This is a genomic window from Pseudomonas sp. NPDC047961, from assembly GCF_050272435.1.
Lineage (GTDB): Bacteria > Pseudomonadota > Gammaproteobacteria > Pseudomonadales > Pseudomonadaceae > Stutzerimonas.
Map to the genome: position 1 here is coordinate 62990 of NZ_JBNNMD010000006.1, position 24563 is coordinate 87552.

Below are 24563 nucleotides of genomic sequence, written 5' to 3' on the forward strand. Positions count from 1 at the left end.
TAGGAGCTGCAATGCTCGACCGAATCACCGGCATGCGGGTGTTTGCGCGTGCGGCCAATGCTGGCAGCCTCTCCGCCGCAGCACGCCATCTGGGACTGTCGCCGGCCATGGCAACCAAGCACGTTGATGCGTTGGAAGCACGCCTGGGGGTGAAGCTATTCCACCGCAGCACCCGAAGGCTAAGCCTGACCGCAGCAGGAAGCAGTTACCTTGAGGCGTGCCTGCGCATCCTGCCGGAAATCGACGAAGCCGAGGCCAGCGTAGCCTCACAGCGGGTCGAGGCTTCAGGCCTGCTGCGCATGAACGTACCACTGTCATTCGGCACCCGCTTCATCGCGCCATTGATGCCTGCGTTCAGTCAGCGACATCCTGCGGTCAAAGTCGAACTGGGGCTCACCGACAGTCAGGTCGACCTGATTGATGGCAGTTGGGACATGGCGGTGCGGATTGGTCGGCTCACCGATAGCCCGCTACAGGCCAGGCGCCTGGCGGATTGCCCGATGCTGGTGTGCGCCTCGCCCGGTTACCTGGCCCAGCATGGAGTGCCAAGGCGGGTAAGCGACCTGTCTCAACATAATTGCCTGGGGTACAGCCTGTCGAACCTGCTGGGTGGCCGGGAATGGGCATTTGGTCCGGCAGGAGAATTCCGCGTGCCGATTCAGGGCAACTTAATGGCTAACAACGGCGCGGCGCTGGTCGCTGCCGCCGTCGGCGACCAAGGGCTGATTTACCAACCGCAGTTCATCGTGGCCGCAGCCCTCGGCCGTGGCCAGCTTGAAGTCGTTGAACTCGATCAGCCACCGCTGGGCCTTGGCGGGATCCATGTCGTCTATCCACCAGAGCGCCGCCCGCCAGCCAAAGTGAGGGCCATGATCGACTACCTGGTCGAAGCCTTTGCCGACGACCTTCCATGGAATCGCCCGCTCCGTTGACCTCGCCAAAGCTGTAACCCGCCTCCCAAACCTGAACAGGCGCTCGATACCGAGCGGCCCCGGGTGCCGTGCAGCCGAAAAAAAGATGAACCGGGCAAGCCACCGTCAGTCCGAATGAAGGGAGCCGATTGCGTACGCAACGTGCCACGGATCGCGCTGCCGGCTAAGGCTGGCACATCCCCGAGGATTTTTCAGCCCAGCTGTACCAGCTCGGCTGAGCTACAGGATGTCACTGATCATTCGTTCAGCCCAATCGAAGCACGGCCAGGCACGATTGGGACCGTTTATGGAGACGCCCATGAAAGCTGTTGTGTATCACGGTGTCGGCGACATACGCCTCGAAGACGTACCCGACCCCAAGATCGAAGCCCCGACCGACGCCATTGTCCGAATCACCGCTTCCGCCATTTGCGGAACGGATTTGCACTTTGTTCGCGGCACGTTCAGCGGTATGAAGCCCGGCACCATTCTTGGCCATGAAGCGGTCGGCATCGTAGAAGAGCTCGGTGAAGACGTTCGCAATCTGCAGGTCGGCGACCGCGTGGTGATCCCCTCGACCATCGCGTGCGGCAATTGCTCGTACTGCCGTGCGGGCTATTTCGCCCAGTGCGACGTGGCCAATCCCAACGGCAAGGAAGCAGGCACCTCGTTCTTCGGCGGTCCGGCGGCAACCGGTCCGTTCCACGGACTGCAAGCCGAAAAGGCGCGCATTCCCTTCGCCAACATCGGCCTGGTAAAGCTGCCTCCCGAAATCAGTGATGATCAGGCAATTCTGCTCTCGGACATCTTCCCGACCGGCTATTTCGGCGCCGAGATGGCCGAGATCGAGTCCGGTGACACGGTAGCGGTATTCGGCTGCGGCCCGGTGGGTCAATTCGCCATCGCCAGCGCCAAACTGCTGGGCGCCGGGCGCATCTTTGCCATCGACCAGTACGACGACCGTCTGCGCATGGCCCAAGGTCAGGGCGCCGAGATCATCGATTTCAATCGCGAAGACCCAATCGAAACGCTCAAGCGTTTGACCGGTGGGATTGGCGTCGACCGCGTGATAGATGCCGTAGGCGTCGATGCGGAACACGGTTGCTGCGGTGGCAAACCTGCTGACGGCGCAAACCTTGATCAGAACGCCAAATGGCAACCGGGCGATGCCCCGTCGCAGGCGCTCGAATGGAGCGTGCAGAGTTTGGCGAAGGCCGGCACGTTGTCGATCATTGGGGTTTATCCGCCAGATGCGACGACCTTTCCCATCGGCATGGCGATGAACAAGAACATCACCATGAACATGGGTAACTGCCACCACCGCAAGTACATCCCGCGGCTCATCGAAATGATCCAGGCGCGGCGCATCGACCCGACCAAGATTCTTACGCAGGTCAAGCCGATGACCGACGTCATAGCGGCATTCGAGGCGTTTGATCGTCGCGAAGGTGGCTGGATCAAGGTCGAGCTCAAGCCCCAACGCGAGGGCTCGGGCGTTAACGGGTCGGAAGAAAATCTGGTCGACGAGGCCATCGCCGACACCTTCCCGGCCAGCGATCCAACCAGCATGCAGAACCCCCGTTAGGCCACAGGAGCAGGCGATGGCAGCCATCCATATAGGCATTTCCGGCTGGCGCTACGCACCCTGGCGAGGCGACTTCTACCCTAAGGGGCTCGTGCAGAAGCACGAGCTGAAGTTCGCCTCGCGAGCCGTGAGCAGCATCGAGATCAATGGCTCGTTCTACTCGCTACAAAAGCCGGAGCTCTATGCCGGCTGGTATGACGAGACGCCCGAGGGCTTCGTTTTCAGCGTCAAAGCGCCCCGCTACATCACCCATGTGCTGCGCCTTCGGGACGTGGAGAAGCCCATCGCCAACTTTCTCGCTTCCGGTGTCCTTGCGCTCAAAGACAAGCTCGGCCCGATGCTCTGGCAATTCCCTCCGTCTTTCAAATTCGATCCCGAGCGTTTCGAAACCTTCCTCGCTTTACTGCCGCATGACACCGAAGCGGCATTGGAAATGGCGAAAGGGTGTGAAGCGCGCATGGAGGGACGTAGCTATCTGCAAATCGATCGCAAACGTCCCCTTCGACATGCGGTCGAAATACGTAACGACAGCTTTGTCGATCCGGCGTTTGTGGCGTTGCTGCGCAAGTACAAGGTTGCACTGGTCGTCGCCGACACGGCCGGCAAGTGGCCCTATCGAGAGGACCTAACGAGCGATTTCGTCTATATCCGCCTCCACGGAGCGGAAGAGCTTTATACCAGCGGCTACACCGATGAGGCGCTGGACTACTGGGCTCAGCGCATCACCCTCTGGAGCAACGGCAGCCAGCCTGACGACGCTCACCTGATCAGCTCCAGCAAACCACCGGCGCGCAAGCGGTGCGCCGTCTACTGCTATTTCGATAACGATGTAAAGGTCCGGGCGCCGTATGACGCGCGACAATTGTTGCGCCGGCTCGGACTGGATAAAGACCTGGAAACCACTCCAGGCCAGTTGGAAGGAGCATTGGCGTGAATCTGGACAAGAACCATCCCCTCGACAGCAGCGATCTCGACGCGCACATGTCCACCGCGGTCAACACGGTCCGCCTGCTGACCGTGAACACCCACAAGGGCTTCACCGCCCTCAATCGGCGGTTCATCCTGCCGGAGTTGCGCGAGGCAGTCAGGGCGGTATCGGCCGACGTCGTGTTCTTACAGGAAGTGCTCGGCACGCATGAAAAACACGCGTTGCGCTTCCACGACTGGCCCAAGATGTCGCAGTACGAGTTTCTGGCCGACAGCATCTGGACCGATTTCGCCTATGGTCGCAATGCCGTCTACCCCGACGGTGACCACGGCAACGCCCTGCTGTCGAAATTCCCGATCACGCGCTACGAGAACCTCGACATTTCCATTGCCGGGCCGGAACGACGCGGCCTTTTGCACAGCGTGTTGCAAGTGCCGGGGCATGAGGAGTTTCACGCGATTTGCGTACACCTGGGCCTGCGCGAAGCCCATCGTCAGCAGCAACTGCGCCTCCTCTGCGACCTGCTCGACTCACTGCCATCGGATGCGCCGGTGGTTGTCGCAGGGGACTTCAACGACTGGCGACTCAAGGGTGCGCAGGTGCTTGATCGCTGCGCGGGCATGCACGAGGTATTCGCGGTGGCCCAGGGCAAGGTGGCCAAGACCTTCCCGGCACGCTGGCCAGTGCTGCGCCTGGACCGCATCTATGTGCGAAATGCCACGAGCCACAAAGCGAGAATACTGAGCAACAAACCTTGGACACACTTGTCCGATCATCTGCCCTTGGCGGTGGAGATACACCTATGAATTTTCACTGGAGAGACGGGAATCGTCTTCAGTTGCTGGAAAACGGTGAGGAATTCTTTCCTGCCGTGTTCGAGGCCATTGCGGCCGCAGAAAAGGAAGTGCTGCTGGAAACCTTCATCTTTTTCAAAGACAAGGTTGGACAGGAGCTGCAACAGACATTGATCGCCGCAGCGGAGCGCGGAGTCAGTGTGGACGTCACCGTAGACGGTTATGGCTCGGCTGACCTGGATGGCGATTTTGCCGCGGCGATGGCGCGGGCCGGTGTACGTATCCATGTCTTCGATCCAGGCAAACGGCTGCTCGGCAAGCGGATCAATGTGTTCCGACGCATGCACCGCAAGATTGTCGTGATAGACGGCGAGTTTGCGTTCATTGGCGGCATCAATTTCTCTGCAGATCACCTGGGCGATTTTGGCCCTGCTGCAAAGCAGGACTACGCGATGCGGGTCGAAGGCCCAGTGGTGCATGACATCCACCGCTTCGCACTGAGCGCTATCGGTCCTGCCCAATCGGGCCGGCGCTGGTGGCACCGGCGAATGCGAACGCAGAGCAACGGTTTTGTCGGGGTCAGCCGGGGCGAAGCGCGTGCGCTGTTCGTCACCCGCGACAACAACGACCATCGCAACGATATCGAGCAGCATTATCTGCAGGCCATCCGCGATGCCCGCTCGCGCTTGCTGATTGCCAACGCCTATTTCTTCCCGGGTTATCGAGTGCTGCGAGAGATTCGCAACGCCGCACGGCGCGGCGTTCGGGTCCGACTGATTCTGCAAGGCGAGCCGGATATGCCGATCGCCAAGTTCGGCGCGCGGATGCTCTACAACTACCTGATGAGCGATGGTGTGGAGATCCACGAATATTGCCGCCGGCCACTGCATGGCAAGGTCGCACTGGCCGACTACGAATGGTCCACGGTGGGTTCGAGCAACCTTGACCCGCTAAGTCTGTCGCTCAATCTTGAGGCGAACCTGATCATTCGCGATCACACATTCAATCGCCAACTGCATGAGAATCTGGACCGGCTGCTGCAACACGACTGCCGCCGCATTCCGTTGGAACGCATCATCCGCGGCTACTGGTGGCGCGCGCCGCTGGCCTTCATCATCTTCCACTTTCTGCGCCACTTCCCTCAGTGGGTGGGCCTGTTGCCGGCCCATAAACCAAGGTTGCAGTTGCTCGATCCGGAACCGCTTGAGCCCAGCCCTGCCCCCTTGCAGCGAGACCACCAATGACCGAGCGCCAGCAGCAGTCGCAGAGTGGGTGGCGCCGACGCTGGCCGCTGATCAAGAAGATCCTGACCTACTGTTTCTTCATTCTCGTCGCCGGGCTATTGATCGGGCTGGCGCGCAACGTCAACTGGAGCGAGGTCTACCAAACGCTGCGCGATTACAGCGCCCGAACCCTGTGGCTGGCTGGCGCAGCCACCGCAGTGAGTTATGCGGTGTATTGCTGTTTCGACGTACTCGGCAAACGCTATGCGCAGCACGACCTGCCGATCCGGCAAATCGTCCCGGTGACCTTCGTCTGCTACGCCTTCAACCTCAACCTGAGCGCCTGGGTGGGCGGTATCGCACTGCGCTATCGGCTCTATTCTCGGTTTGGCCTGCGCACCTCGCAAATCACCCGAGTGTTCACCATGAGCGTGCTGACCAACTGGCTTGGTTATCTCTGGTTGGCCGGCCTGATCTTCGCCTTGGGCTGGATCACGCCGCCTGCCGATTGGGAGATCGGACGTACCGCATTGCGTGTACTGGGCGCCGGGCTGCTGCTGGCCTCGGCGATGTACCTCTGGGCCTGCGGCTTTTCCAAACGCCGCCACTGGACGATCCGCAAGCACGAAATCTATCTGCCGAGCCTGCGCCTGGCAGTCTTCCAGATGCTGCTCGGCGCGAGCAACTGGGCGCTAATGGCGCTGGTGGTCTACTTCATGCTGTTGCAGCAGGCCCCCTACCCCGTTGTGCTAGGCATCCTGATGATCAGCAGCGTAGCCGGCGTGATTGCCCACATTCCGGCGGGTCTGGGTGTGATCGAGGCGGTATTCGTGACGATGCTGGGCGGTGGCGAGCTAAGCCAGGCCAGCATCGTGGCGGGGTTGATCGGCTACCGGGTGGTGTACTTTCTCATCCCGTTGTTGTTCGCCACGGTTGTCTACGTGATCTTGGAGATACGGGCCAAGAAGCTGCGCTCCAATAACCAGGCTCTCCCCAGTGACGATGCGCAAGAGGAGCACCCCCCCACCGCCGCCTGATAGGTTGTGCTCTTCTAGCTGGGGAGCCAGCCGGGGAACCGCACAGGCACCAAACACAATAAAGCCGGAGCGATCACCGCTCCGGCTTTATTGTGTCGGCGCCTGCACTTCAGGCGCCGCCTTCCATGTTACCTAGCCCTGGGGTCGAAGGATGACCACACCGAGCGGAGGCAGCGTCAGCGCCAGCGAAACGTCCTGGCCATGCGCCGGAATCTGCTCGGGGAGCATGCCGCCGCCATTGCCCACGTTGGAACCGCCGTAGCACTCGGCATCGCTGTTGAAGATTTCCACCCAGCGGCTGTCTTCAGGCACCCCTACCCGATAGTTCTCACGCACCACGGGCGTGAAGTTACCCACCACCAGCAGCGGATCGCCCGTGGAGCTTTTGCGCAGCCAGGCAAACACGCTGTTGGCACGGTCGTCGCCAATCAGCCACTGGAAGCCGGCCGGATCTGCATCGAGTTCATGCAGGGCAGGCTCGTGGCTATACAGACGGTTTAGATCGCGCACAAGATTCTGCGCGCCGCGGTGGTCTGGCTCATCCAGCAAATGCCAATCAAGCTCGCGGTCATGGTTCCATTCGCGCCACTGGCCGAACTCGCAGCCCATGAACAGCAACTTCTTGCCCGGATGGGTCCACATGAACGAGAGGTAAGCACGAAGATTGGCAAACTTCTGCCAACGGTCCCCGGGCATTTTCTCGATCAAAGAACCTTTGCCATGCACCACTTCGTCGTGCGAGATCGGCAGTACGAAGTGCTCCGAATAGGCGTACACCATGCCGAAGGTCAGCTTGTCATGATGGTACTGCCGGTTAATCGGATCTTCTTGAATGTACTGAAGGGTGTCGTGCATCCAACCCATGTTCCACTTGTAAGCAAAGCCCAAACCGTCCTCGGACGTTGGCTTGCTGACGCCTGGGAATGCTGTGGACTCTTCCGCAATGACTAGCGCACCGGGAGTCTCAGTAGCCACAACGTCGTTCAGGTGACGTAGAAAGTCGATGGCTTCGAGGTTCTCTCGACCGCCGTGACGGTTGGGAATCCACTCGCCTTCCTTGCGTGAGTAGTCTCGATAGAGCATCGAGGCCACCGCATCTACGCGCAGTGCGTCGACGTGGAATTCCCGCAGCCAATGCAGCGCCGAAGCGAGCATGAAGCCATGCACTTCGGTACGTCCCAGGTTATAGATGTAGGTATCCCAATCCTGGTGGAACCCCTCGAACGGGTGTGCGTACTCGTATAGCGCAGTGCCATCGAACTCGCCCAAGCCGTGAGCATCTGTCGGGAAGTGTGCCGGGACCCAGTCGAGAATCACGCCGATACCGGCTGCGTGACAGGCATCGATAAAGGCTGCGAAATCGTGTGCATTCCCGTAGCGCGCACTGGGTGCGAACTGCGACAGCAGCTGATAACCCCAGGAGCCGCCGAAGGGATGCTCCATGATGGGCATCAGTTCGATATGGGTGAAGCCCAGGTCGACCACATAGGGGATCAGCCGCTCGGCCAGCTCATGCCAGTCGTACAGGCGACCGTCATCGCCACCATCGCGGCGCCACGAGCCTGCGTGCAGCTCGTAAATGCTCATCGGGGCTTTTACCGATTGTTGCGCTGCCCGCTGCTCCAGCCAGGCCTCGTCTTTCCACTCATACTCGAGCGGGTGCGAAATCACCGATGCGGTGCCCGGTGGGAGCTCGGTGGCCAGCGCAATCGGATCAGCCTTTAACGGCAGAATGCCGTTAGGCCCGAGGATCTCGTATTTGTAGGATTCTCCGGGCTGCAGACGCGGGATGAAAATTTCCCAGACGCCGGACGGAAAGCGCAGGCGCATCGGATGCCGACGCCCGTCCCAGCCGTTGAAGCTGCCGACCACCGAAACGCGGCGGGCATTGGGCGCCCATACTGCGAAGCGGACGCCCTGTACGCCCTCGACTTCCATGGGCTGAGCACCGAACACGCGACCGACCTGACGATGGTTACCCTCGGAAAACAGATACATGTCCATTTCGCCGAGTTGGGGACCAAAGCTGAAGGGGTCCTCAGTAATCTGTTCGCCCCCTGCCCAGCGAATCTTCAGTAGGTACGGCTGTTGATTGGTCAGCCGGGTGAAAAAGAAGCCGGGTACCTGACCCTGCTCCATTGCTGCCAGTACCCGCCCGCCACTGCGCTCGAGCACCTCGACGCCCAATGCGTTAGGCAGATAAGCCCGCACGACCAGGCCATCGCCGTCAGGATGTGGGCCAAGGATGGAAAACGGATTGCCATGTTCGGCGCGCACCAGCGCATCGACATCGGCATCGGTTGGCAGCAGGTTTTCACCGGGCATTGTCACGGCCGGACGATCAATCATTGGGAACCTCCATCGGAAATCTGTTGTGCCAGCGCCGCCAGCCCCTGAAGCGGGACAAACAGCCAAGCCGGGCGGTTCTCTGCCTCATAGGCCACTTCATACGCGGTCTTTTCCAGGCTGAACAGGGCCAGCGCCGCATCGGCCCCAGCGGCGTCCTTCCAGGCGTGAGGCAACTCGGCGGTCGCTTCACGGTAGGCTTCGAGGAATACCGCACGTGCGCTTTGCTGATAGGTATCGGAAATGTTGCGTCGTGCCTGACCGGCCGCCTCTGAGCTGTCGCTGGATTGAGCGTTGCGCAGGGTCATGGCGGTGGCGTACTCGAAAGAGCGCAACACCCCGGCGACATCTTTGAACGGGCTCAGCTTGCTGCGCCGCTCTTCGAGCGAGCGCGCCGGCTCGCCTTCGAAGTCGATGAAATAGGCATCGCCTTGCGCAACCAGTATCTGCCCAAGGTGTAGGTCACCGTGGACGCGGGTGCGCAGCCCACCAAGGGTACGATCGGCCAGCCGCTTGACCTCTGCGACCAGCTGTTTACGTTGACCAAGCAGCTGGTCGACCAGCGCGGTGGCCTTGCGGTCCAGATCGCCAGGGCGGGCTTGCAACAGATCAAGCGCATGCTCGACCTGCCCGGAGATCAACTGCGTCCACTCCTTGGCGTCCGCAGACTTGGTCGGCTCGGCGGCAAAAGCCTGGTTATCGGTCTGCACCGCCAAGGTCATGTGCATCTCACCGAGACGCTGTCCAAGCAAGCGATTGAAGGCCTCCAGCTCCTCCAGCGCGCTGAACTGGTTTTCATGCAACGAGACGCCGCCTGCAATCTGGTCGCGCACCGCCCGATCGAGTGTGTTCAGCGTCCATTCCCAGGCGTCGCCCTGGTTGTCGAGGAAGCGCTGCACGACCATCAGGGCATATTGCTCGCCATTCTTGTCGAAGCGGCTCACCTGACCCAGCATGGCGGAAATATGTGTGAAACCCTGTTCGGTCAGGAAGCTGCCCATCTCCAGTTCAGGGTGCATACCTGCCGAGACGCGACGCAGCACCTTGATCATCATGCTGCCACCGACAATCGCCGAGCTGTTGGACTGCTCAGCGGTGAGATAACGCACCTCAGCCTCAGCAGGCAGGTCGATATCGGCAAGCTGCGCCATCGGCTGGAAACGTATCTCGCCGTCGCCGCATGGCAGCACTTGCTCGTCGCGTAGCCCTTGAATGACCCCAAGCACAAACTGCTTGAGCGCGAAAGCATCTGTCAGCAGGCCTACCTGCGGGCCGCGGCGAACACGTGCCATGGCCAACTGCTGTGGCAGTGCGATGTCGAAATCACCTTCGTCCAGGAAGCCCAGCGGTAACTGGTAAAAATCCGTACGCCCACCCGCCTCGACTGCGATCTCACTCAGCAATACCGGACGTTGTGGGTCGCCAAATGGCACGCTGTAGCAGATCTTGATCGAATTGATCGTCGTATCCTTACTGGCGAACCAGCGCCGCTTCGGCAGGTACGCGGGTAGGGACTCGGTTTCCAGAATCCTTTTATTGGAAGCAGTAAGCGTATCCAGGCGCTTGAGCACCAGCGTTTGAAAGTCAGGCATGGTTTCCACCGGTTCCTGGTGCCAGCTGGGCATCTGATGACTGGTTGCCAGCTGGAACCAGTAGAAGCCGTAAGGTGGCAAGGTCAGCAGATACGGAAGTTGGCCAATCGGCGGAAAGGCGCTACCGCCGACCATTTCCACCGGCACCATTCCCGCGTAATGCGACAGTTCCAACTCTGCAGCCTGTGCAGAGCGCGACACGTTGGCGACGCAAAAAATTACTTCCGTCTCGCCAGTTGCCGTCGTGAACTCGCGGATGTACGCAAGAATCCGTCGGTTGCTCGGTGCGAGCATCTTGAGGGTGCCACGACCGAATGCCTTGAATTGCTTGCGGATCGACAGCAGACGACGCGTCCAATTGAGCAGCGAATGCGGATCACGCTGCTGAGCCTCGACGTTGATCGCCTGGTAGCCATACAGCGGATCCATGATCGGCGGCAGCACCAGGCTTGGCGGGTCGGCACGCGAGAAGCCGCCATTGCGGTCTACCGACCACTGCATCGGCGTGCGTACACCATCTCGGTCACCGAGAAAGATGTTGTCCCCCATGCCGATCTCGTCACCGTAATAAATCACCGGCGTGCCGGGCATCGACAGCAGCAAACTGTTTAGCAATTCGATCCGACGGCGATCCCGCTCCAGCAGCGGCGCCAGGCGACGACGGATGCCGAGGTTGATCCGTGCGCGCTTGTCCGAGGCGTAATAATTCCAGAGGTAGTCACGTTCCTTGTCGGTCACCATTTCCAGCGTCAACTCGTCATGGTTGCGCAGGAAAATCGCCCATTGGCAGTTTTCCGGAATATCCGGCGTCTGCCGGAGGATGTCGGTGATCGGGAAGCGGTCTTCCTGCGCCAGCGCCATGTACATGCGCGGCATCAGTGGGAAGTGGAACGCCATATGGCATTCGTCGCCCAGGCCGCCATCTTCCCCACCGAAGTACAACTGTGTGTCTTCAGGCCATTGATTGGCCTCCGCCAATAGCATGCGGTCGGGGTAATTGGCGTCGATCTCGGCACGGATCTGCTTCAGTACAACGTGGGTCTCCGGCAGGTTCTCGTTGTTGGTGCCGTCGCGCTCGACCAGATAAGGAATGGCATCCAGACGCAGACCGTCGATCCCGAGGTCCAGCCAGTAGCGCATCACGCTGAGCACTGCCTTCATAACCTGCGGATTGTCGAAGTTGAGGTCGGGCTGGTGGGAATAGAACCGGTGCCAGAAGTACTGCTGGGCAACCGGGTCCCACGTCCAGTTCGAGGTTTCGGTATCGAGAAAGATGATCCGTGTGCCGTCGTACTTGTCGTCGGTATCGGACCAGACGTAGAAGTCGCGAGCGGCAGAGCCCTTCTTCGCCTTGCGGGCGCGTTGGAACCATGGATGCTGGTCGGAGGTATGGTTGATGACCAGCTCGGTGATGACCCGCAGGCCACGCTTGTGCGCTTCGGCGATAAAGCGCCTGGCGTCAGCCATGGTGCCGTAGTCCGGATGCACGCCGCGGTATTCGGCAATGTCGTAGCCATCGTCCCGGCGCGGCGACGGATAGAACGGCAAGAGCCAGATGGTGTTCACGCCCAGGTCAGCAATGTAATCGAGCTTGTCGATCAAGCCTTGGAAATCACCAACACCGTCATTGTTCGAATCGAAGAAGGATTTCAGGTGGACCTGGTAGACCACCGCATCCTTATACCAAAGAGGATCCTTGATAAAGGCAGCAGGTTTACGCGCTCTCGCCATGGTCTTGTTCCCTTTCATCTGCCCCCATGACTGGCCCATATGCCTGGCCAGCCGAGGCGGAAAAGTAAGCCAGTCGATTTATAAACTGGATAATAAATAGCCTATAAATAACTGATATATATCGTTTTTATGGCCTTCTTCAGACATCACTTTAAGTCAGGATCCATGTCGTCTGAACTGATACGCCAAATGCCGAATGGCTGTTGCCAAGGCTCGATTCGCATCCACTGAGTCTTGCCGTACCAAGTCCAGCGATGCCCGTTCATAAGGTCTTCGCCTCGGGTTTCGGCATGGTCCGGCAGACCCATCTCCCATAGCGGAAGCTCGAAATGTGCTTCCTGAGCGTTATGCGGATCGAGGCTGATTGCGACGAGAATGAAATTCGTGCGATCCGGCGTGCGTTTGCCGAAGAACAAGATGTTGTCGTTGTAAGCCATGTACGCCTTGAAACCCAGGTGGGTCTGCAGGGCCGGATTTTGCCGACGGATGCGATTGAGCTGAGCGATCTCCGCGACAATGTTGCCCGGTGCGTGGTAATCCCGGACCCGTATCTGGTACTTCTCGGAATCCAGGTACTCCTCCTTGCCGGGGATTGCCGCGGACTCGCACAGTTCGAAGCCCGAGTACATGCCCCACAGTCCGGAACCCATGGTTGCCAGCGCCGCCCGGATGAGAAATCCCGCTCGCCCGGAGTCATGCAGGAAGAACGGATTGATGTCCGGCGTGTTGACGAAGAAATTCGGCCGATAGCAATCACGCAGCGGATGCTCGTTCAGCTCAGTCAAGTACTCGCTCAGCTCCGCCTTGTTGTTGCGCCAGGTGAAGTAGGTGTAGCTCTGGTTGAAGCCGACCTTGCCCAGGCGCGCCATCATGGCGGGCTTGGTGAAGGCCTCAGAGAGGAACATCACGTCTGGATCGCGCTCGCGGATGTCGGCGATCATCCACTCCCAGAATGGCAGCGGCTTGGTATGTGGGTTGTCGACGCGGAAGATCTTTACGCCCTGCTCGACCCAATGCCAGACCACATCACGCAGAGCGATCCACAGGCTGGGCATGGCGTCTTCGGCGTAGAAATCGACGTTGACGATGTCCTGGTATTTCTTCGGCGGGTTTTCTGCATAACGGATGGTCCCGTCCGGCCGCCAGGAGAACCAGCCCGGATGCTCATTGAGCCATGGGTGGTCCTGAGAGCACTGGATGGCGAAGTCGAGGGCAATCTCCAGACCGTGCTCGCGTGCGGCAGCTACCAGGTCGCGGAAGTCATCGAGCGTGCCGAGATCGGGATGAACTGCATCGTGCCCACCGGCTTCGCTACCGATGGCATACGGGCTACCGGGATCATTCGGGCCAGCGTGCAACGTGTTGTTCGGCCCTTTGCGATGCTGTCGGCCAATTGGGTGAATCGGCGTGAAATACAGGACGTCGAAGCCCATGTCCCGAATCGATGGCAAACGCTTATGCACGTCACGGAAAGTACCGTGACGGTTAGGGTCATCGGTTTCAGAGCGCGGAAACAGTTCGTACCAGCTGGCAAACAACGCAAGTGGGCGCTCGACCTCAATCGGGAACACCTCACTCTGGCTGCAATGCTCGCGGGGGTCTGCGTCAGCCATCGCGGCAGCCGTTTCACTGGCCAGCATCACCGAGACACGTTCATCGTCCAGGTGCGCTATGCTCAACCGATGCAGCAGGTCATCGATGATGGCTTTGGTCTCGCCTTGGGCACGCTGGCTGGCGCGCTCAAGCAGCAGACGACCTTCTTCGAGTTCAAGCTGAACCGGGACCCCAGCGTTGTGCTTCTTCGACAGCTCGTAGCGGTAGGTCTCGTAGATATCCCACCAAGCTTCGATCATGAACTCGTGCGAAGCGACTTGCGTCGGGGTGAACTGCCCTTCCCAGCTGTCATTGCCGATCAACTTGAGCCGTGCCCGGCGCCAGGTGGTTTCATCCTTGGTCCGCCAGCAGATCGATGCGGCTAGCTGATCGTGCCCATCGGCAAAGATCTTGCTCGTCACATTGATCGGGTGGCCGATGGTTGCCTTTGCCGCAAATCGTCCGCCTTCCAGTACGGGCTGGGTCGATTCAATGGCAATGCGCGGCATCTGCAATGCCTGTTCAAGTCGGGGGTGAATCACCGGATGGGGCTTTGCATCGGTCATTGAACGGGGCTCCTAGGCGAAATTGCAGCGAAACGGCAAACCTACCCCGCTCGGGACTGGCAATCGAGCGTGGCTGGTTGTACCGATGGAAAACCCGTCATGCGGGCTTTCTCGGGCTCTGTTCTTTCCGAACCAAAGGAGGCGTGAAAAGTTCAGCTTAAGGGCCGCTACCGCTTGCCACAGCCGGCGTTGCGCTTGTTTTAGGCCAAATACGAGACGGATGATTTGGCGGAGAGGCAGGCCGCTCCTGTATGAGCCAGCTTGTTGACGATCAAACACAACGCGAACACCGCTGATCGCCACCAAGGTGGCTCCTACAAACGCGTACTGTGGCGAACATAGAGAGCCAAGCTAAAGCCAAGCCCCTACTTGTAGGAGCCAGCTTGCTGGCGATCCGAAACCACGCGAATATCACCGATCATCACTAGGCTTGTTCATGCTTGAGCCATAGCCTGGTGCGCTAGTCCCCGCCGGCGATCAACAACGGGTTGTAACCGCTACGGCCATATTCGCCCTGTTCGGCCAGCAAGATGTCCAGCGCTAGGCTCGCCAGGTCATCCGCCACGGGTTCGGCGCGTCCGTGTTCTTCACGCAGCATGACCTTCAGATAGCTATGACACTCGCCGCAAGATTCCGCCTGGACCGGCATCGCCGGTTTGCCCTGCTCGTCATCCAGCGTGAGGTACAGCAGTTGTGCGCCGCTGTCGCAAACGCTGCACTTGAGTCGCTCCAGATGCCACTCGGTGGCGCACAGAGAGCAATGGAGATAGCGCACCCCAGCACGATGGCGCTCGTTGTGGATGACACTGGCAACCGGTGGCGAGCCGCAGCAAGGGCATAGCCCCTTGGCTTCCCCTTCGGGCTTATCAGGCGGCCGAGGCAGGGCTATTGCCAGCCTTATCCAACTGATCTGCAGGGCAGCGGCAACCAATGGCAGCAGCGGTCGGGTTGTTTCATCGCCGGGACGAGCCTCAAGGACATCGTCGGCTAACGTATCCAACTGCTCCTGAGACAGCTCCCTCAACGTCCTGAGCAAGGGCCGCTGAGCCTCGCCCACATGAAGCTCCATGGCATCGAGCATCGACAGAAGGTCTTCCTGCCACGGCACGTCACGTTTCAAGGCCTGAAAACCAAGCGGCGGCAGGCCATGTTTAAGCGCCTGATCGAACGCATCCTCAGCCGGGCGCCAGGATGGTTCGCGTTCGTTGAGCACCTGATGCTGGGCTTGTACCAGTCGTGCCATAAAGGCGAGAAACTCATCCAGCGGTGGAACCTGCAGGACAAGCTCCCGTAACCGTGTAGCGCGTTTGCTGAACACCTTGGCATTCGGCAACACCACATTTGGCGCCTCCATGATCCCCGAAGGCGCACTTCCATAAGAGTGGTTCACTGCAACTCCTTACGTTCGTTTCGACGGCACGTCACGATCAGGCGAAAGACCGCCCGGATCGTCATAACCTTCCTTGCGGCGTACTTCGTCGTACCAGAGCCCGTGGTGATGGCGTGCCCAGGCGTGGCTTACACGTCCCTGGGTCATCGCGCGTACCGAGCCCTTCACCCAGATTGCCGAGTAGACGTGGATAACCAGCGTGATGATCGCGATGAAGGCGGTATAGGCATGGATGGTCACCGCCCAGCGCAGCGCCCAAACCGGCATCGCATCGGCGACCCATGGCCGCCACAGGACGATGCCGGTCACTAGCAATACCGGCACGGTGGCGAGGAAGATCCAGTACACCAGCTTCTGCCCGGCGTTGTTCTTGCCCACTGGTGGTAACCGCTCGTCGCGGTTGCCCAGCACATCGCGGATCTGCTTCATCCATTGGACGTCGTGGCGACGGATCAGGTTGTCGCCGAAGAAGCGCACGGCCTGGATGACGAAGAACAGCGACATGAACACGCCGATGTACGGATGCACGATGCGTGTGGGTTCAGGCCCACCAAAAAGCGCAGTGAGCCCGAAGAACGCCGGATAGAACAAGGCAAGCCCACTCAACACGAGCAACGTGAAGCTGATTGCGATGAGCCAGTGATTGACTCGTGTCCACCAGCCATAACGTAGGATCCCGTGCTTAACGTTGGAGTGGCTCATAGCCGGTCCTCCCCGCGCTTATCGATGTCGCGGGCGTCATGCGCTTTCACCGGATCAGGATCGTCCTCCGGCTCTTCTTTCGGCCCTTTCATCACGTAGTGGAAGAAACCAGCCAGAACGGACATGCCCAATGCCACCGACATGATCGGTTTGGTCACGCCCTTCCACAGCTCGACCGTCGGGGCGATGTGCGGATCACGAGGCAAACCGCTGTAGATCTCCGGCTTGTCGTTGTGCTGCAGCACATAGACCACGTGGGTTCCACCGACGCCCGGCGGGTCATATATCCCGGCGTTTTCATAGCCACGCCCCTGAAGATCTGCAACACGGTGGGCGCCGTAGTCCAACATATCTTCCTTGGTGCCGAACATGATCGCGGAGGTCGGGCAGCTTTTGACGCAAGCTGGTTCCAGACCGTGGAAGACGCGATCCGAACACAGTGTGCATTTGTAAGCCTTGTTGTCCTTCTTCGATATCCGGGGAATATCGAAGGGACAGCCTGCCACGCAATAGCCACAGCCGATGCAATGCTCGGAGTTGAAGTCGACGATGCCATTGGCGTACTGCACGATGGCGCCGGGCGACGGGCACGCCTTGAGGCAGCCCGGCTCGGCGCAATGCATGCAGTTGTCCTTGCGAATCAGCCACTCGAGGTTGCCCTGCTCGTTCTCATATTCCGAGAAGCGCATGACTTCGAATGACTCAGGCGAAAGGTCCTGCGGGTTGTTGTAGGTCCCGTCGCACTCCCCGACATCATCACGCAGGTCGTTCCACTCCGAGCAGGCAACTTGGCAGGCCTTGCACCCAATGCACACGGACACATCAATGAGTTTGGTGACCTTCTCCACACCTCCATGACGGACCTGCGGAGAAGGCGTGGTGGTCGCCGAGCGGGCGATGATGTTTTGCAGATTGATCTGATCGCCACGCATTAAACGATCCCTCCGACTTTTTCCACGTTCACCAGAAACGACTTGAACTCTGGCGTCTGGGTATTCCCATCACCCACGAACGGCGTGAGGGTGTTGGTGAGGTGCGCCTTTTTCGTAACACCTTTGAAGCCCCAGTGGATCGGGATCCCGATGTGATGGACCGTTCGACCATCGACCTGCAACGGCACCATGCGCTTGGTTACCACCGCCACAGCGGTGATGAATCCACGCTTGGACGTTACCTTGACCCGGTCGCCTGCGTTGATGCCCAGCTCGGCTGCCAGAACATCGCTCATCTCGATGAACTTCTCCGGCTGGGCGATGGCGTTGAGCCGCACGTGCATCGTCCAGTAATGGAAATGCTCAGTCAGTCGATAGGTCGTCGCCGCGTACGGAAACTCCTTGTTCGAGCCAAACGAATCGCGATCCTGCTCGAATACCCGGGCGATGGGGTTATGCAGCGCCAACGGGTTGTTGGGATTGAGCGGGTTACGGTCGATGGGCGTTTCCATCGGTTCGTAGTGCTCAGGGAGCGGCCCTTCGTTCAGCCATTCGCAGGAGAAGAAATGCCCTCGGCCGGTCTGTGTCACGATGAATGGCCCAACACCGGCTGACGGTGGCGTAAAGATCGGGTAGTCCGGCACGTCAGCGCCCGTCCATCGCTCCCCGTCCCACCAGATAAATGCTTTGTTCGGAGCCCACGGCGTACCGTCAGGCCTTGCCGATGCGCGGTTGTACAGAAGCCGTCGATTCATCGGCCATGCCCACGCCCAGCCCAGCGTATTACCCGTGTGGTAAGGGTCCGAATTGTCTCGACGAGCCATCATGTTTCCGGCTTCGGTCCAGGCCCCGGAATAGATCCAGCAGCCGCACGCCGTCGAACCATCGGCACGCAGTTCAGTGAAATCCTGCAACTGTTCACCCTTACGCCGGATGATCCTGCCGGTATCGTCGGAAATATCCGCTAGGGCACGTCCGTTGTATTCCTTCGCCAACTCGGATGCTTTCGGAAAATCCGGGACCTTGTAGTTCCACTCAAGATTCAAGATCGGGTCTGGGAATGCTCCGCCTTCGACCTGATACATGTGCTTGAGGCGCAGCATGACCTCTCCGAGAATCTCGGTATCGGTCATGGCTTCGCCAGGCCCGGGTGCCGCCTTCTCATGCCATTGCAGCCAGCGGGCACTGTTGGTGATGGACCCGTCGTCCTCGGCGAAGCAGGTGGTCGGCAGGCGGAACACCTCAGTGGCGATCTTCGACGGATCGACATCGTGGTATTCGCCGAAATTCTTCCAGAACTCACCGGTTTCCACCGTGAGCGGGTCCATGATCACGAAGTACTTGAGTTTCGACAGCCCGTCCAAAACCTTGGCCTTGTTCGGAAAGGCCGCGAGGATGTTGAAGCCTTGGCAGAAGGCGCCGGTCGCCTTGCCCAACGTCATGTCGTTAATGGCGTAAAGCACGTCATAGATCGGCTCGGAAAGCTTCGGCAACCAGTCGTAGCACCAGTTGTTCTCAGCCGTGGCGGCGTCGCCGTACCACTCCTTCATCATGCTGACGAAGAAGCGTTCGTAGAATTTCCAGTACGAGACCTCGCCCTCGAGCAATGGCGGCTTGACCCTCGTTTCCAGATAGTCGTCATAGGTCTGCAGGTCCGCCGAAGGCAGGTTCATATAGCCGGGCAGCAGGTTTGACAGCAGTCCGATGTCGGTCAGGCCTTGAATATTGGAGTGCCCACGCAGAGCGTTGACACCTCCGCCAGGCATGCCCATGTTGCCCAACAGCAGCTGCACCATTGCGCCACAGCGAATGATCTGCGATCCGATAGTGTGCTGCGTCCAACCCAGGGCATAGAGGATGGTCATGGTCTTGTCTGGCGCCGAGGTGGTCGCCATCAGATCCCAAAGTTCAAGCACCTTCTCCTGGGGCATGCCGCAGATATTTTCCACCTGATCAACCGTGTAGCGGCTGTAGTGCTGACGCATCAGCTGGAGCACGCAGCGCGGGTGATCGAAGGTTGGATCAGTGCGGACAAAACCGTCCTCGCCGGTCTCGAAGTTCCAGGTTTGACGATCGTAGGTGCGGTCCGCCGGGTTGTAGCCGGTGAACAGTCCCTCCTCGAAGCCGAACCCTTCAGCCACGATCAGGCTCGCGTCGGTGTATTCGCGTACATATTCATGCGCAAAGCGGTTGGTTTCGATCAGGTAGTTGATGAAACCACCAAGGAACGCGATGTCCGTCCCCGTGCGAATCCAGGCGTGATAGTCCGCCACCGCCGTGGTGCGGTTGAAGCGCGGGTCGATTGAGATCAGCACGGCATTGCTGCGCTGCTTGGCATGCATGACCCAGCGGAAGCCTACGGGGTGTGCTTCAGCCGAATTGCCTCCCATCGACAGGATGACATTGGCATTGGCAATGTCGGTCCAGTGGTTCGTCATGGCACCGCGACCAAATGTTGGGGCAAGACCTGCCACCGTTGGTCCGTGTCAAACGCGCGCCTGGTTGTCTAGTTTGAGAATGCCGAGTGCTCGGGTAATTTTCTGCGTGAGATAAGCTGTCTCGTTGGTGCAAGCCGACGCTGCGACCATCGACGTGGTCATCCAGCGATTGACCAGCCTGCCCTGCTCGTCATGTGTTTCGAAATTTCTGTCGCGGTCATCCTTCATGTGCCGGGCGATGCGTGCGAACGCCTCATCCCAGCTGATGCGCTTCCACTCGTTGGTGTAAGGCTCGCGAACCTCGGGGTATTTGACCCGCGACTCGCTCTTGATGAAATCCAGCACGCCTGCCCCCCGAGGGCAAAGCGACCCTCGGCTGACTGGATGGTCCGGATCGCCTTCGACGTGGTAGATCTCGTCAATAACGTTGATCGCGCCATCACCACGCGAGTAGAGCAACATGCCGCAGCCTACCGAGCAGTAGGTGCAAATGTTGCGGGTCATTCTTGCGCCGGTCAGTTTGAAGTGACGAATCGACGCTAATGCTTCATCAGGCGCAAATCCCATCATGGCCATGCTCGACGCGCCCACACCGGCCGCACCGAACTTCAGGAACTGTCGCCGGGATACTCGCACGGTCATCGGTATCTCCTGTTACTTATTATGTCTGTCCATCTAACCACATCGACTGAACCGCTCTGGAATGGTTCCTCCGGCGGGACAGACGGGGCGGCGTATTCGCTACGCCAGTACGAGGCTAGTCCAGTAAACCGGCCACAGACAGGTCACCCGTCGCGTCATTGACGCGCAGCGAGATCCTTCAACAGCTGCGCTGAAAGGCTCTGACGGGTCGTGGCGTAGTCGGCCCATGGATCGAGCTTCAGGCTCTTGAGGCGTTCATGGAGATTGAGGATGTTCCACTGATCGGCGCCGCTGATCTGGTCCAGCTCCTCCCGTGTGATTGGCACCGAGACGGGCAGCCCTGGGCGTGCTCGTGCGGAAAAAGCAGCAACCGTGCTAGCGCCTCGCTGGTTGCGCAGGTAGTCGACGAAGATCTTGCCGACCCGATTCTTCGGCCCCATCTTTGCGACGATCTGCTCAGGTGACTCTTTGGCCAGGCGAACCGTGACCATACGGGCGAATTCGTTGGCGCAATCCCAACTCTGACGACGATCGATCGGTACCACGACATGCATGCCGCGCCCACCGCTGGTTTTAATGAAGGCCTTGAGCCCGAGTTGATCAAGCAGCTCAAGGGTCATATTCGTCGCCTCGACCATGCTTGACCACGGCAGCTCCGGGTCAGGATCCAGATCAAAGACCACCCGATCCGGCTTGTCGATGCGGTCGCTGCGCGCATTCCAAGTATGAAACTCGACGGTGCCCATCTGCACCGCCTCGACGACCGCGCTGATACTGTCCGCCTGGATCAGGCGTGCATGCTCCGGATCGAGGGACTTATCCAGCACGCGCATGTGCGGCATTTTCAGCCGCCCGCAGTGGCGCTGGAAGAAGCTATCACCGCTGACGCCATCCGGCGCCCGGACGATGGACAGCGGACGCTTGGCCAGATGAGGTACGAGCCATTCGCCCACTGCCAGATAGTATTCAGCGAGCTGCAGCTTGGTGGCACCACTTGCCGGATCGATGACCCGTTGCGGATTACTGATGCCGATACCACCTACATCAGGGCGATTTTTGGCAGCTTTTTCAGCCATGCACGCTCCTCGTGAGGTCAGCTCGCTTTCTTGCTGTTGGACTTGCTGGCAGCCGGTTTACTGGTGCTGGTCTTGCGGGCCGTCGCGGTTTTGCTGGTCGAGGATTTACTGGCTGTGGACTTGGCCGGTGCCTTCGATTTGCTGGCTGTAGTTTTGCTCGTGGCCCGCTTGGCAGGCGATGCCTCTTCGCTATCTTCGTCGTCGTCAACGTCTTCAGTCGGGGCAGCTTTCTTAGCGGAAGATTTGCCGGCCAGGCTACGTTTGAGCAGTTCGGTCAGGTCGATGACATCGGCGCTGCGACGATCCACTGCTTCTTCCGGCCCACCCACGGCTTCGAGTTTGCCTTCGCGAGCCTTGGTTTCCACCAGATCCATGATCTGGTCTTGGAAGGTGTCCTTGTACTGCTCGGGGTTCCAATCCTCACTCATGTCCTCGACCAGCCGCTTGGCCATGTCGAGTTCCTTCGGGTTGAGGTCGGCATTAAGCGCCTCGTCCTTCATTTCGAGGTACTCCACGCCCCTGACCTCATCGGCCCAGCGCAGCGTATTCATCACCAGTGCCTTGCCCAGCGGCATCACCACGGCCAGATGCTGCTTGTTGCGCAGCACCACGTTGGCGATGCCGACCTTGCCAGTCTGAGTCAGGGTTTCGCGCAGCAGCGCGTAAACCTTCTCACCCCGCCGATCCGGGGTGAGGTAGTAGGGTGTAGCGATGTACAGGAAGGAAATGTCCTTGGCATCGACAAAGGCAACGATGTCTACCGTCTGCGTGGCTTCTGGGTGAGCGGCCTTAATCTCGTCATCGCTGATAACGACGTAGTTACCCTTTTCGTATTCCACGCCTTTGACGATGTTCTCGCTCTCGATGTCCTCGCCGGTGGTCTTGTTGATGCGCTTGTAGCCCACCCGGTCCATGCTGCGTTTGTCCAGCCAGTCGAAATCTATACCCGAGCGCGTGGTCGCAGGCACCAAGGCGACGGGGATATGAACCAGGCCGAAACTGACGGCGCCTTTCCAGATCGTACGGGGCATAAGCCTTCCCTCCTGTCGACAGTCGTTCGGTCAGCCGTTGACCACGGTGCCGCCGTTCACATGGATCACCTGGCCGCTGACATAGGAAGCGTCGCTGCTGGCCAGATACACGTATGCCGGCGCGACTTCATCGGGCTGGCCGGGACGCTCCATGGGCACGTTGGCGCCAAATTTCTCGACCTTGTCCGCATCGAAGGTCGACGGAATCAGCGGCGTCCAGATCGGCCCGGGCGCGACCCCGTTCACGCGAATGCCTCGGTCGGCGATGTTCATTGACAGCGAGCGGGTAAAGGCCGTGATGGCGCCCTTGGTCGATGAGTAGTCCAGCAGTTGTGGGCTGCCTTTGTAGGCCGTCACCGACGTGGTGTTGATGATCGAGGCGCCTTTTTTCAGGTGCGGCAGTGCAGCCTTGGTCATCTGGAACATGCCGAAAATGTTGGTGCGGAAGGTCTTCTCCCACTGCTCTTCGCTGATGTCTTCAAGCTTTTCCTGGGGATGCTGCTCGGCGGCGTTATTGACCAAAATATCGAGCTTGCCGAAGGCGCTCACCGTTTCGTCGATCACCTTGCGGCACACGTCGCGGTCCGCCACGTCGCCGGCGAAAGTCAGACATTTGCGCCCCTGTTCTTCCACTGCACGCTTGGTTTCCTCGGCGTCCTGGTGTTGATCCAGATAGAGAATCGCCACCTCGGCGCCTTCACGCGCAAACAGCACCGCTACCGAGCGGCCAATGCCGCTGTCGCCGCCAGTGATGATTGCGACCTTGTCGTGGAGCTTACCGGCCGCTTTGTAGTCCTCGCCACGGTACTCGGGCCTCGGGGTCATCTCGCTTTCTTTGCCCGGTTCAGCCTGTTGCTGCGGGGGGAGCGTCTGGTTTTCGTCGGGCATGCAAAATCCTCCGTCAAGGGATCAAACCTGTATTCGGAGGACTTGGCGCGGGTGGGAAAAGTTTCTATGAAGCGATGAGAGGCCCCAATGCAGAGGCCTCGAAGAATCAATCGACGCGCAGTACGACCCGGCCACGCGGGACACCGCTTTCGACGTATTCGTGGGCTGCCACGACGTCGTCGAAGCCGAAGACCTTGTCGACCTGCGGCGTGATCAGGCGGTCGGCCGTGAGCTGGTTGATGTGCAGCAAGGCATTCTGGACCGCCTCGCGGTTTTGCTCGATGCCCAGCTCGGGTTGCCCGGTGAAATCGCACAGGCAATGCAGGAAGAACTTAAAGTTCTTCTTGAACGCCGCGCAGGCTGGAAACGCCGTTTCGTTACCACCGTTGAGCCCATAAAGAATCAGCTTGCCACGCGGCGCGATAACGTCACCAAGCAGCTTCATCTGCGAGCCACCGCAACCATCGAGCACAACTTCGACGCCTGCGCCCCCGGTGATCTTTTGCAGCCGGCCGACGAGATCCTCCTCTTCGGTAACGATGACGGTCTCGGCCCCCAGCTCACGCAGGAAGTCACGATCCTCTGCCGTGTCGCAGGTGGCAATTACCCGTCCGCCAAGCGCTTTCGCCATTTGCACGGCCGAAGGACCGGTGCAATGCCGTGCTTCGGTCACCAGCACGTATTGTCCGGGTTCGAGCTGAGCCAGCTCGACCAGAGCGAAATACGACACCAGGGCCGGCGTGTAATGCACACACGCCTCGGCGGCGCTGAGCATCTCCGGATGGTGGACCAAGGACGCCTGCGGCAGCAGCACCTGCTCGCCGTAGAGCGGGTACTGGTTGAGATCATGCGCAGGGAAACTGGCGACACGATCGCCAATCACGAAGCCGTCCACGTCCTCGCCCACCGCAAGCACTTCGCCGGCGATCTCGCTGCCGAGCCCGGCCGGGAGCTTGGCGTGACGCGGCGCCAGATCCTGCCGCCAGAGCACGTCATTCCAGCTGACGCCGATCGCCTTGACGTCGACAAGCACTTCGCCAGGCCCCGGCCGAGGGACTTCTCGCTGTTCGTAGCGCAATACGTCTGCGGGCCCGAACTGGTGGAAACGGATGATGCGGGACATGAAAAAGACCCCTCGATTACTACTGTGTCTGTGAC

General features: G+C 59.6%; 17 protein-coding genes. 6 read left to right on the forward strand and 11 right to left on the reverse strand.

Features of this window, described 5'->3' with window-relative positions:
• Positions 1–11: 11 nt before the first annotated feature.
• The 6 genes from ACQKIK_RS18685 to ACQKIK_RS18710 all read left to right on the forward strand — a co-directional run bounded on the left by ACQKIK_RS18685 (position 12) and on the right by ACQKIK_RS18710 (position 6478).
• A complete protein-coding gene (locus tag ACQKIK_RS18685) occupies positions 12–932 on the forward strand; it encodes a LysR family transcriptional regulator (protein WP_046161274.1) in 921 nt (306 codons plus the stop codon).
• A gap of 298 nt (positions 933–1230) precedes the next feature.
• Positions 1231–2496 carry a zinc-dependent alcohol dehydrogenase gene (locus ACQKIK_RS18690; RefSeq protein WP_499137067.1) on the forward strand — a complete coding sequence of 422 codons (1266 nt, stop codon included), beginning with the start codon at positions 1231–1233 and terminating at the stop codon, positions 2494–2496.
• 16 nt (positions 2497–2512) lie between these two features.
• Positions 2513–3430 carry a DUF72 domain-containing protein gene (locus ACQKIK_RS18695; RefSeq protein WP_499137068.1) on the forward strand — a complete coding sequence of 306 codons (918 nt, stop codon included), beginning with the start codon at positions 2513–2515 and terminating at the stop codon, positions 3428–3430.
• Positions 3427–4230, forward strand: coding sequence for an endonuclease/exonuclease/phosphatase family protein (locus ACQKIK_RS18700; RefSeq protein WP_127839225.1), 804 nt, complete (start codon positions 3427–3429; stop codon positions 4228–4230). The genes ACQKIK_RS18695 and ACQKIK_RS18700 overlap by 4 nt, the downstream gene beginning before the upstream one ends.
• On the forward strand, positions 4227–5462 hold the full coding sequence (clsB, locus tag ACQKIK_RS18705) for a cardiolipin synthase ClsB (protein ID WP_127839224.1): 1236 nt from the start codon (positions 4227–4229) through the stop codon (positions 5460–5462). The genes ACQKIK_RS18700 and clsB overlap by 4 nt, the downstream gene beginning before the upstream one ends.
• Entirely contained in the window at positions 5459–6478 is a 1020-nt protein-coding gene (locus ACQKIK_RS18710; RefSeq protein ID WP_499137069.1) for a lysylphosphatidylglycerol synthase domain-containing protein, read from the forward strand. The genes clsB and ACQKIK_RS18710 overlap by 4 nt, the downstream gene beginning before the upstream one ends.
• 132 nt (positions 6479–6610) lie before the next feature.
• Here the strand turns inward: ACQKIK_RS18710 and glgB are convergent, their stop codons facing one another.
• The 11 genes from glgB to ACQKIK_RS18765 all read right to left on the reverse strand — a co-directional run bounded on the left by glgB (position 6611) and on the right by ACQKIK_RS18765 (position 24528).
• Positions 6611–8827 (reverse strand): 1,4-alpha-glucan branching protein GlgB, encoded by a 2217-nt coding sequence (gene glgB, locus ACQKIK_RS18715; RefSeq protein ID WP_499137070.1) that lies wholly within the window; start codon positions 8825–8827, stop codon positions 6611–6613.
• Positions 8824–12147 (reverse strand): maltose alpha-D-glucosyltransferase, encoded by a 3324-nt coding sequence (treS, locus tag ACQKIK_RS18720; RefSeq protein ID WP_499137071.1) that lies wholly within the window; start codon positions 12145–12147, stop codon positions 8824–8826. The genes glgB and treS overlap by 4 nt, the downstream gene beginning before the upstream one ends.
• A 146-nt stretch (positions 12148–12293) precedes the next feature.
• Positions 12294–14306, reverse strand: coding sequence for an alpha-1,4-glucan--maltose-1-phosphate maltosyltransferase (locus ACQKIK_RS18725; RefSeq protein WP_499137072.1), 2013 nt, complete (start codon positions 14304–14306; stop codon positions 12294–12296).
• 460 nt (positions 14307–14766) lie between these two features.
• Positions 14767–15660 (reverse strand): formate dehydrogenase accessory protein FdhE, encoded by an 894-nt coding sequence (gene fdhE, locus ACQKIK_RS18730; RefSeq protein ID WP_499137232.1) that lies wholly within the window; start codon positions 15658–15660, stop codon positions 14767–14769.
• Positions 15661–15705: 45 nt separating this feature from the next.
• A complete protein-coding gene (locus tag ACQKIK_RS18735; RefSeq protein ID WP_499137073.1) occupies positions 15706–16398 on the reverse strand; it encodes a formate dehydrogenase subunit gamma in 693 nt (230 codons plus the stop codon).
• Positions 16395–17330, reverse strand: a complete 936-nt coding sequence (gene fdxH, locus ACQKIK_RS18740) for a formate dehydrogenase subunit beta (protein WP_499137074.1) — start codon at positions 17328–17330, stop codon at positions 16395–16397. The genes ACQKIK_RS18735 and fdxH overlap by 4 nt, the downstream gene beginning before the upstream one ends.
• Positions 17330–20404 carry a formate dehydrogenase-N subunit alpha gene (gene fdnG, locus ACQKIK_RS18745; RefSeq protein ID WP_499137233.1) on the reverse strand — a complete coding sequence of 1025 codons (3075 nt, stop codon included), beginning with the start codon at positions 20402–20404 and terminating at the stop codon, positions 17330–17332. Before fdnG ends, fdxH begins: the two co-directional genes overlap by 1 nt.
• Before the next feature lie 161 nt (positions 20405–20565).
• Entirely contained in the window at positions 20566–21486 is a 921-nt protein-coding gene (gene ligD, locus ACQKIK_RS18750; RefSeq protein WP_499137075.1) for a non-homologous end-joining DNA ligase, read from the reverse strand.
• Between the two features lie 17 nt (positions 21487–21503).
• The gene (gene ku, locus ACQKIK_RS18755; RefSeq protein ID WP_241531053.1) at positions 21504–22517 is read right to left on the reverse strand and encodes a non-homologous end joining protein Ku; all 1014 of its coding nucleotides are present in this window, start codon (positions 22515–22517) and stop codon (positions 21504–21506) included.
• A gap of 30 nt (positions 22518–22547) precedes the next feature.
• Complete coding sequence (locus tag ACQKIK_RS18760) at positions 22548–23405, reverse strand: SDR family oxidoreductase (protein ID WP_499137076.1); 858 nt, start codon at positions 23403–23405, stop codon at positions 22548–22550.
• A gap of 106 nt (positions 23406–23511) precedes the next feature.
• Complete coding sequence (locus ACQKIK_RS18765) at positions 23512–24528, reverse strand: zinc-dependent alcohol dehydrogenase family protein (RefSeq protein ID WP_499137077.1); 1017 nt, start codon at positions 24526–24528, stop codon at positions 23512–23514.
• Between the last annotated feature and the right edge of the window lie 35 nt (positions 24529–24563).

Excerpts from the sequence above, each read along its gene's own strand:
- ACQKIK_RS18685 (WP_046161274.1), top strand. The coding sequence starts at position 12 with ATGCTCGACCGAATCACCGGCATGCGGGTGTTTGCGCGTGCGGCCAAT.
- ACQKIK_RS18690 (WP_499137067.1), top strand. The coding sequence starts at position 1,231 with ATGAAAGCTGTTGTGTATCACGGTGTCGGCGACATACGCCTCGAAGAC.
- ACQKIK_RS18695 (WP_499137068.1), top strand. The coding sequence starts at position 2,513 with ATGGCAGCCATCCATATAGGCATTTCCGGCTGGCGCTACGCACCCTGG.
- clsB (WP_127839224.1), top strand. The coding sequence starts at position 4,227 with ATGAATTTTCACTGGAGAGACGGGAATCGTCTTCAGTTGCTGGAAAAC.
- ACQKIK_RS18710 (WP_499137069.1), top strand. The coding sequence starts at position 5,459 with ATGACCGAGCGCCAGCAGCAGTCGCAGAGTGGGTGGCGCCGACGCTGG.
- glgB (WP_499137070.1), bottom strand. The coding sequence starts at position 8,827 with ATGATTGATCGTCCGGCCGTGACAATGCCCGGTGAAAACCTGCTGCCA.
- treS (WP_499137071.1), bottom strand. The coding sequence starts at position 12,147 with ATGGCGAGAGCGCGTAAACCTGCTGCCTTTATCAAGGATCCTCTTTGG.
- ACQKIK_RS18725 (WP_499137072.1), bottom strand. The coding sequence starts at position 14,306 with ATGACCGATGCAAAGCCCCATCCGGTGATTCACCCCCGACTTGAACAG.
- fdhE (WP_499137232.1), bottom strand. The coding sequence starts at position 15,660 with ATGGAGGCGCCAAATGTGGTGTTGCCGAATGCCAAGGTGTTCAGCAAA.
- ACQKIK_RS18735 (WP_499137073.1), bottom strand. The coding sequence starts at position 16,398 with ATGAGCCACTCCAACGTTAAGCACGGGATCCTACGTTATGGCTGGTGG.
- fdxH (WP_499137074.1), bottom strand. The coding sequence starts at position 17,330 with ATGCGTGGCGATCAGATCAATCTGCAAAACATCATCGCCCGCTCGGCG.
- ligD (WP_499137075.1), bottom strand. The coding sequence starts at position 21,486 with ATGGCTGAAAAAGCTGCCAAAAATCGCCCTGATGTAGGTGGTATCGGC.
- ku (WP_241531053.1), bottom strand. The coding sequence starts at position 22,517 with ATGCCCCGTACGATCTGGAAAGGCGCCGTCAGTTTCGGCCTGGTTCAT.
- ACQKIK_RS18760 (WP_499137076.1), bottom strand. The coding sequence starts at position 23,405 with ATGCCCGACGAAAACCAGACGCTCCCCCCGCAGCAACAGGCTGAACCG.
- ACQKIK_RS18765 (WP_499137077.1), bottom strand. The coding sequence starts at position 24,528 with ATGTCCCGCATCATCCGTTTCCACCAGTTCGGGCCCGCAGACGTATTG.